Origin of the sequence: Halorubrum halodurans (genome assembly GCF_002252985.1) — an archaeon.
Taxonomy (GTDB): Archaea; Halobacteriota; Halobacteria; order Halobacteriales; family Haloferacaceae; genus Halorubrum; species Halorubrum halodurans.
The window spans coordinates 1-10,037 of record NZ_NHPJ01000007.1 but is presented as its reverse complement, the minus strand read 5'-3'; the positions used below and the strand labels follow the sequence as shown (position 1 = coordinate 10,037).

Here is a 10,037-nt window from a genome sequence, read left to right as displayed (position 1 = left end):
GAATATTTAGCTGACAGTATAAGCAAGTCTTATATTTCCTAGTATGTATACACGGAAGCCAACAGGACGATTTATTTATATGTTGTAGCGCACAATGCGTCGGTAAATGAAACGCCTTAGTCCCCGCGTGATGTTTCTCGCCGTACTTCTCGTGTTCTCGTCGTCGGTTATTGTCGCGTCGGCCGCCTCGGCGTCGTCATCGTACGACGTGTCGGTCGCCGACTCGATCGACGTGCCGGATCGTACGGAGGAGATCGAAGCCGAACGAGAAGGACTCCCATTCACGATCGAGTTCGATATATCGTCCGTTGGCCGTGTGGAACCCGGCGAAGACATCGACGTGGACGCGACCGGACCGGAAAACGAGAGTTATGACATCATAAGAGCTAGTGGCGACGCTGACATTATTAATTCGGTTAGCCTAACTGGCGACAACTCGACGACGTTTTCGACCGACGGTGACGACCCCGGAACGTACCTCGTCACGGTACGAACCGGTCCCGTCGAGTTCGGCGAAAAAGCGGTCCCCGTGGTCGTCGCCGCGTACGACGCCGAGTTGACGATCCCCGACGAGGCGGCACCGGGAGAGACCGTCAACGCGACGATCGAACTCGAACCGTACGACGAGGAGCCGGCGATCGATTCGGTCGAACTCGTTCTGATGGACGGAGACGATCCGGAACCGATCGAGGCGAACGCGGCTGACTCCTCGGAGGACGTGTACGAGACGGAAGTCACCGTTCCGGAGAGTGAAGGGAACTACACTGTGTTTTCGACGGTGTTCGGCGAAGAACCTCTCACCGAGTCCGAACAGGAGATGCTCGAGATCACCGAGACGAGCATCGAAGTGACCGAGGACGCTGTCGAGGACGACTCGGGCGACAACGAGACTGACACCGATCCGGACGACGGCAACATCTCCGACCCAGACGACGGCAACATCTCCGACCCCGACGNNNGCGCCCGTCGACGCCGGAGAAGGTGAAGTCGACGACGGCTCCGAGAACGAGCCGACGGAAGCCGTCCAGCAGGCCGAGGCGACGATCGAGGCGACTACCGGCGGTTCTCGAGCCGCCTTCGACGAAGGCTCGCCGGTCGAGGAAGTCGCCTTCGAGAGCGACGTGGAGGGAACGGTGGAAGTCACGACGCAGGAATCGGAGCCCGCGGACGTCGAACCACCCTCCGGGACCGCCGTCCAAGTCTCGGAGATCACCGTTCCCGAGGACGCCCGTGATTCCCCCGCGACGATCCGGATGACGGTCGACACCGCGCGACTCGAGGAACACGACGCCACCACCGAGGAACTCCGCGTCGAGCGGTTCTCCGACGGAGCGTGGGAATCGCTCGAGACGACAGTCGTCGAGGAAGGGACCGAACGCGTCGTGCTCGAAGCGGAGACGCCCGGATTCTCCCTGTTCGCGGTGACCACGGAGAACGACGCGGACGACGACGGGTCGACGAGCGCTGACAGCGACAACGGCAGCGATGATGGGTCGATCGAGAACGATGACGGGAGCGACGACGACGGAACGACCGAGGACGATACGGCCGACGCGTCCGATGACGGGAGCGCCGAAGCCGACGACGGTGTCACCGACGACAGCACGCCCGGATTCGGGCTGCTCGGGGCGTTCGTGGCCGCGACGGTGCTCGCCGCGACGGGCGCTCTACGAGGACGGCGGTCGGACTGACGGACGAACCTCGACGGTGACGTGCGTTTCTGTTTATTACGACGCTCACTGCCAACGATCGAGATCTGTTCACGGCACAAATTTAAAGTAAATTCAACTTTCGGATATTGTCAATGTCACAATCTGATTGGGATCGGGGGCCGATCGGATACTGCTGTCGTGGTACTAGTTGGCCGAACGATGAGGAGAGGACGGGACAAACAGGATCGATCGTCTACTTTTCGAGCGATGAGGAGGATCGATCGTCGTTGAGGACGGCATACGCGCCACGCGTCGGCGACGGTGACGACGTCGACGGTGAGGGACCGGTGCTGTCGCCCGCGTCGACCCTGGAAGCGACTCCATCCGCCGAACGGTCGGGGAAACAGGTGGATGACTACTGTCGATAGCTCGTCGACACCCGGATCGTCACGGGTAGTCGACCGGCGTCTTCTCGGGATCGGTTGTGCTGTCGTCGTCCTGATCGGCGTGGCGATCGCCGTCGGAGCCGCACCGGTCGCCGCACAGGACGGAACGAACGAAACGACGGCGTCGGCGGAAGCGCCCGACGAGTCGGAGTACGACGACCTGCTTGCGGGAATGGAGGGCGTCGGAACCGAATCGGATCCGTATGAGATCACGAACGTATCCGAGCTTCAGGCGATAGAGGGGAACACTAGTGCGAACTACGTTTTGATCAATGATCTCGACGCGTCCGAAACGAGCACGTGGAACGACGGATCCGGTTTCGATCCCATACAGGGATTCGATGGTAGCGTGGATGGGCAGGGATATTCGATTTCGGGTCTAACCATCTCCCGACCAACGACCGATCGAGTTGGCATGTTCGGGTTCGTCGATACTGACGGGTCGGTGTCCAACTTGCGAGTACCGAACGCAGACGTTTCGGGAGGAGCCAGTACGGGAGCGATAGTTGGCACGAACATCGGAACGATCCACGGAGTAGCCGTAGATGGAAGTATTGATGGAACGGACGGGGTTGGAGGTATCGCAGGTAGCAACGCAGGATCGATCGAGATAGCTTCAGTCGACGCAAACGTCGACGGTTCCTCGGATATTGGAGGTGTTGCTGGAAGACACAGCAGTGAATTCGGAGGAACGATGAAGAACGTCTCCGTCGTTGGTCGAGTTAACGGATCCACCGACGTCGGTGGACTAGCTGGGTCTAGTAGCGGAGATATTACCGAAAGTTTCGCCGCCGCCGACGTGATCGGCCCGGACGGATCGGGGGGGCTCGTTGCTGACAAGTTCGGTGGATCGGTGAGCGAAGCGTATTGGGATGAAACCACGTCCGGTCAGTCCTCTTCGGCGGCGGGAATCGGGCTCTCGGACACACGAATGACCGGCCAGGCAGCTCGGACGAACATGACCGGGCTCGAGTTCGGCGAGGTCTGGCAGACGCAGCCGAATGACTACCCCAAACTGATCGCCCTCGAGGAAACCGGCGACACGGAAGATGGTCAGGATACGTCACCGACGATCAACGCAAGTCGCTCGTCGATCACACCGACGACTACCGCAACTGGCGAGTCACAAGAGTATATCGTGAGTGTCACCGTCGAAAACACGTCGCTGACGAACGAGGACGGTGAGATCACCGTGAGCCTCGAAGGGTTCGATCTGGAGATCGACAACGATTCGACGGAAGGACCCGAAGAAGACGTACGGATTGACTACACTGAGGCAAGCGTTTCCAACGGTACGCTCAGTGTCTCAACGACCGTCACCGGAACCGCCCCGACGACACCGGGACGGTATCCGGTCGTCGTCACCGACGTGGAGGCAAACCGGACTGGCGGAACCGACGAGTATCTGATCGAAGACTCGAACGTCACTATTGCGACGGTCAACGTGACCACTCCCGAGGAAGTCGACATCGATCCGAGCGATCTGGCGGGGAACGGTACCGAAGCCGACCCCTACCTCATCAGTAATGCCTCGGAGCTACAAGCGATGGAAGATGATCTCGACGCGCATTATGAGTTAGTCGGCGATATCGACGCATCGAGTACATCGTATTGGAATAACGGGAAAGGATTCGATCCGATCGGTACCTACTCTGGGTTCGGAAGGGGTTCGACATTCAGCGGGTCATTTGACGGCAACGGATACACAATTACAGGCCTCACAATCGCTCGGCCCAGTGAAGATTGGGTCGGACTCTTCAACTTTATCGATGACCCTGCGGTACTCACGGATCTCTCGCTAAAGGACATCACAGTAAAGGGAGCTGGTGATACTGGCGGACTTGCCGGTACTAATCAGGGCACGGTTCGGAATACAACGGTCTCCGGCAACGTAAGTGGGGGCAGTACTTCGGGCGGACTTGTCGGTAGTCATTATGGTACGGTTCGGAACGCGACAGTCTCCGGCAACGTGAGGGGTGATGGCGGAGTTGCTGGTGAAGTTGGTCCTCGAGGAACGATTCGGAATATTAAATTCTTCGGCGATGTGAATGGGGGCGTTAGTGTGGGCGGACTCGCCGGTAACATTGCTAGTCCATTCGGTAATGTGGTGGTTCGGAATGCAACTGTCTTCGGCAATGTGAGTGGAAAAGAGTGGGTAGGCGGATCCGTCGGGACTAATTCGGATGGCACCGTTCAGAACGTGACAGTCTCGGCTAATGTGAGTGGAGAAACTCGAGTAGGCGGACTCGTGGGTGGCAACGGCGGGACGGTTCGAGATACGTTCGCTGTGGGTTCCGTGAGTGGGCAGACCAGTGTGGGCGGACTCACTGGAACGAACTGGACGGATACTGGGCCACGTAATACCGGCACGGTTCAAGACTCGTACTGGGACGAACAGACGACTGGGCAGGCGAGTTCGGCTGGCAGTGCTGTCGGGCTCGCTACCGCCGAGATGACTGGTGAGGCCGCCCGCACGAATATGTCCGGGCTAAACTTCAACGGGACGTGGACCACGACGGAAGACTATCCGGCACTCATAATCTTTTCGGACAGTGATAACCCTTCCTTCAGGGTCGACATCGATCGCAACGAATCGACCGAAACAGTCACTGAAGGGCGTGATCTGACAGCTGTCGTCAACGTCACAAACGACGCCGAGACGAGGGATTCCCAAGACATCGAGTTCCTGGTAAACGATACGCTCGTTGAAACGAGAGAGAACGTCACCCTCGACGGTGGTAGCACTCGACGCCTGAACTTCACGGCCCCGATCGGCGAGAACGATAGCGGCGAACGCCCCGTCACGGTTCGATCCAGTACAGCCGTAGACACGTGGACGGTGACCATACAGTCTCCACCAGCGTCAGTTCGTTTCGAGAATCGATCGCTACAGAACGGATCGTCGACCGTTATCGTCGAAGAAGCGCAATTCGGAAATCAGTCAGTTCCGGCTGAGCCCTTCATTGTGGTGCTCCACGAAACTGACAGTGACGGAACGATCGGAACGAAGATCGGCGAATCTACCGTCCTCGACGGCGAAAAACACCGGAACGTGTCCGTCGATTTGAGTGCGACGGTCGACAGTGACGACGACGTCACGGAACTCACCGAAAACCGGTCGCTCGTCGCGATGCTACACCGGGCGAACACTACCGACGGTGACGGAAACAATCACGGCCAACCGATCTCTCGAGACGGCTCACCCGTTACTGACGGCGCGCAGGTGACGATCTCGACTGAAATCAGTTCATCAGTGCCGGCACTCTCTTTCGAACGAGATACTGACGGCCAACAGCTACCGGATCGATGGTCGCTTGAGAAAACGGACGGAACGCAACAAGTGACCACCGATCGTGCGACTGATGGAACGCAGTCACTGTATCTCAGCGGCTCGTCGGGCCTCGGAGAGAGTTGGGCAACTATCGATCTGAATCTCTCAACGGTTTCGACGATACGCGGTGATATTTATGTCAAATCTAGCAGTTCAGCTGCCGGAGACATAAAAGTACATGTAGATGACATTAACTCAGGAGTAATGGGTGCGACCCAGGAAGCCGAGGACCAGTGGCACACCGAGGAGGGGAACGTCTCCGAATACGACGGCACCCACACGTTGATTCTGAGAACTCGCGGTGAGGAAAACCGTGCGTACTTCGACAATATTAGACTGTATGATGATTCAGGTGAGGCGATCCCGCCAGAACAGGTGGTCGTCAACGAGGATGATTCCGGAGAGAACCGGACCGTCACGGTCGACATCACGTCCGCTCCGAGCGAGGTCACGGCCGGATCCGAAGTCTCCGTGGAAGCCGAACTCGCGAGCGAAGCGGGCGTGGCCACGAACCAGTCCATCGAGTTCCTCGTTGACGGCGACGTCGTCGAAAATCGGTCCGTCGAACTCCGACCGACCGACGCGGAATACAACGTTTCAGCACAGTCGGGAGTCGCCCTCAGTGACGACGCGATCTACGTAATTGACGACGGAACGATCGTCGGGATCGATCGCACGACAGGCGAGATGATCTCCGAGTTCGACGCGCCGGAGGGGAGCCGAAAGGGGCTCGCGTACGGAAACGGCTCGATCTGGTTCGCTGACGCCGCCTCGAGTTCTTTTGACGGAGAGATCGTCGAGTTGAACCCCGAAACCGGGACGGTTCGCTCGCGGCTCGAAGGATACGGATACGACCCGTACGGTCTCGCCTACGAGAACGGATCCCTCTGGGTTTCCGAGGTAACGGGAAACAACGTTCGTGAACTGAACCCCGAGACGGGCGAACAGCGCTCTCGGTTCGATGTACGGGCTGATCTCAATAACGGTCCGAACGGGCTCGCGTATCGGAACGACACACTATGGGTCGGTACGGCTCGTCCGAGCGAGCTGGCTCAGTTCACGACTGACGGAGAACTGCTACAGCGGACGGGCAAACACGACGCGGGCGACGGAGGGTTAGCCGCCGACCAGACGGCGCTGTACGGACCCGACACTGACGGTGATCTGGACGTGCTGCGCCGGTTCGACGGCGCGGATCCCGCAGGCGGGCCGCAAGCAACTGAGACGTTCGTCTACCAGACGGAGGCGACTGATGTACCGGAGATCACCGCCGAGGTCGTGAGCGAGACCAGTAACGACACTGCGGTCGTGTCGGTTCGCGAGAACGCGTCTTTCAAAGTCGACATCGACGAGTCGGCCACCGACACGCGGGTCCTCGCTGACGGGAACCTCTCGCTCGTCGCGAACGTCACCAACGTCGGTGGCTCCACTGCCACGCAAACGATCGAGGCCAACCTCGAAAACGACACCGAAACGGCAGGGGTCTCGCTCGGCCCGGGAACGACCGAATCGATCGAGTTCCGCTTCGACCAAGTCACCGCGGCACCCGGTAGCTACACCGTCGAGGTCCGCTCCGAGGACGACACCGTCAACCTGACCGTCGACGTGGTCCAGGACGCGTTCTTCGACGTCGGTATTACGTCGGTCAATGACCAGGTCGTCGCCGGAGACGACGTCGGGGTAACTGCGACCACCGAGAACATCGGCGGGGTGGAGGACACGCGAGACGTCGAGTTCAGCCTCAACGACACGCTCATCGAGACAGAGACGGTCACGCTCGCTCCGGGTGAAGATCGGGAGCTCAACTTCACCGCGAACACGACCGAGGACGACGTCGGCACGGTCAATGTATCAATTGATACGGCAGACGAGTTCACACGTGAAAAGGTCACGATCCTCGGCCCGCCCGAGTTCCAAGTCGAGATCGACGAGAACGGCTCCGATGCCGCCGTCGTCTCCGGGACGAACGCGACGATCGTCGCGAACGTCACAAACACCGGAGAAACCGCTGGTACCCAGTCGATCGGCCTAGATTTCGCCGAGATCACCGAGCGTAAGGACATCCAGATCAAGCCGGGAACGACGGAGACGATCGAGTTCACCCTTGAGGAGGTCCCTCTCGCCGCGGGGACCTATACCGCAAACGTCGATTCCGACGACGATCTCGATAGTCTCGAGATCGAGGTCGTCTCCAAGCCGAACTCCGAGGTCAGAACGCTTGAGTTCAACGAGACCGTCACGGCGGGGGACACCCTCACTGTGACCGCGTCTGTCGAAAACGACGGGGGCGTGGCGGCGACGACGGACCTCGAGTTCAGCTTCAACGACACGCTCGTCGAGACGAGAGAGAACGTCACGCTCAGCTCGAACGAGACGGGGGAGTTCACCGTCACCGTCCCCACGACCGAGACGGATATCGGTACCCGTAACCTGACCGTACGAACTGGTGACGACGACGCGACCGACTCGGTCTCGGTCGTCGCCCCGGCCGAGTTCCAGGTCGAAACGCTCGACACGCCGGATGTGGTCGCCGAGGGCGAGGCGTTCGAGGTGACCGCCGGCGTGACCAACGCTGGCGGGACCTCGGCCACACGGAACACCACGCTGTTCGTCGACGACGAACCGGTGGCCACGCGGAACGTCACGCTGGCGGAGGGCGAAACCGCGACGGTGGTCTTCGACGCGGTTTCGATCGACGATTCCGGCGAGTCCACCGTCGAAGTCGTTACCGACCAGGACACTGAAACCAGCTCGATAACGGTAGAGGCGCCGGGTGAGCTTGCGCTGTCCGAGTTGGACATTGCCGGGGACGGATCGGAGACGACAGTGACCGACGGAGCCGTCAAGGACGTCACCGTCCAGGTGGAAAACGTCGGTGGGACGGAAACGACCACAGAGATCACACTCAGAGTCGTCGACGGACCGACGGAAACGCTCTCGCGGAACGAATCGATCACGCTGGCCGGCGGCGACAGTGCCACCGTCACGTTCGAAGAAGTGACCGGCGAACTCGGCGCCGGTGCGTACGACGTAACGATATCGAGCGGAAGCGACGAACTCGGCGGGGACGTGACCGTCGAGGGGCCCTCGAAGGCCCTCCCCGAATCCGTTCCCGGGGAGTATCCGGCGGTCAACGCCGGAGCGCTCATCGAAGGCGACGAGGGGGCGGTCGCGTTCGAGGTCCGAAACGAACTCGATCGGACCGAGGAGTTCACCCTCGGTTTGGAGATCCGTGATTCGACCGACTCCTCGACCGTCTCGGAAGCCACACGAACGATCGAGCTCGACGCCGACGAGGATGGGACGGTGACGTTCACCAAGCCGGTCAGTGAGTTGGACGCCGGGTTCTACGAGTACGAAGTCAACTTCGTCCCGCGAGAACAGGGGACCCCGCCGACCGGCGGCTTCATCGAGGTGCTCGAAAGCGAGGACGAACTCACGGTGGCTGCCTTCGACGGGGAGGAGGCACGACCGGACCCAGCTGGTCCCGGAACCGGCGTGACCGTGTCGGCGACGGCGCTCGATCAGCGCGGAGATCCGGTTGATGCGGGTGAGAACGTGACCTTCGAGGTTATCGACGGGAGCGGTGAGATGTCATCCGTCGACGGAGAGACGGGAGCGAACGGCCGTGTACAGGCCACGTACACCCCGAACGTGAGCGACGCTGGGAGCGAAGTATCGGTAAGGATAGCTGCCGGCGACCCGGACGCTGGCGATACGTTGGCCGGTGCCGACACGACGGTCAGCTTCGACGTGGAGGAACCGAGGTTCGACGAGATCGCGGACGTGACGGCGGCACCGGATCCGGCTGAACCGGGCGATACCGTCGAAGTGACCGCTCGCGGGATCGACCAGTTCGGTACCGACTTCCCGGGCGAGCCGGTGGAGTTCGAAGTCGTTCAGGGCAATCAAGAGAACCTGAACGTCGTCCGGAACACGACGTCCGACAACGCTCCGCTCGTGGCCGAGTACCAAACTGATGACGCGGACGCCGGAAGCACGGTTACGGTCGAGATCACGGCCGAAAACGCCGACGTCGAAACGACGGCCAGTTTCGCCGTCGCCGAGCCCGATCCGGCGAGCCTCAGCGTCGACATCGACGAGGACGCCTCCGATTCGACGGTTACTCCCGGCGAGAACGTGACGGTCGTCGCGAGCGTGACCAACGACGGAGAGCGGACTGCCCGGCGCAACGTCACCCTCGAACGCGACGGGCAAGCCCTCACGGAGGAGAACGTCACGTTCCCCGCAAACGAAACCACCTCGGTCAGCTTTGAGTACCCCGTCGGCGACTCCGAACCGGCAGGCGAACGTGAGGTCGTCCTTGCTGCCGGAGACGCACGCGACAGTCTCGTGGTCACGACCCAGCCCGCAACGGAGAATTTCGTCGTTGAGGATGTCGTCACGCCGGATCTCGTCGACGCCGGTGGAACTCTCACCGCCGAGTCGACCGTACGCAATGACGGCGACGCCGCCGGAAGCCAGTCGATCGAACTCCGGGTCGGTGGCACGGTGGTCGACACCGAGAACGTCACGCTCGACCCGGGCGCATCACGCACCGTCACGCTGTCTGCGACGGTGGACGCGACCGCCGTACGGCGGACGGCC

At 60.6% G+C, this 10,037-nt stretch carries 2 protein-coding genes; both read left to right on the top strand.

Annotated elements, in window-relative coordinates; all coding sequences use genetic code 11:
• Positions 1–860: 860 nt before the first annotated feature.
• Positions 861–1,691 carry a PGF-pre-PGF domain-containing protein gene (locus DJ70_RS01140; protein ID WP_094529386.1) on the top strand — a complete coding sequence of 277 codons (831 nt, stop codon included), beginning with the start codon at positions 861–863 and terminating at the stop codon, positions 1,689–1,691.
• Positions 1,692–2,159: 468 nt separating this feature from the next.
• Positions 2,160–10,037, top strand: a 7,878-nt coding sequence (locus DJ70_RS16565) for a CARDB domain-containing protein (RefSeq protein ID WP_143420885.1), incomplete at its 3' end; no start/stop codon positions are given.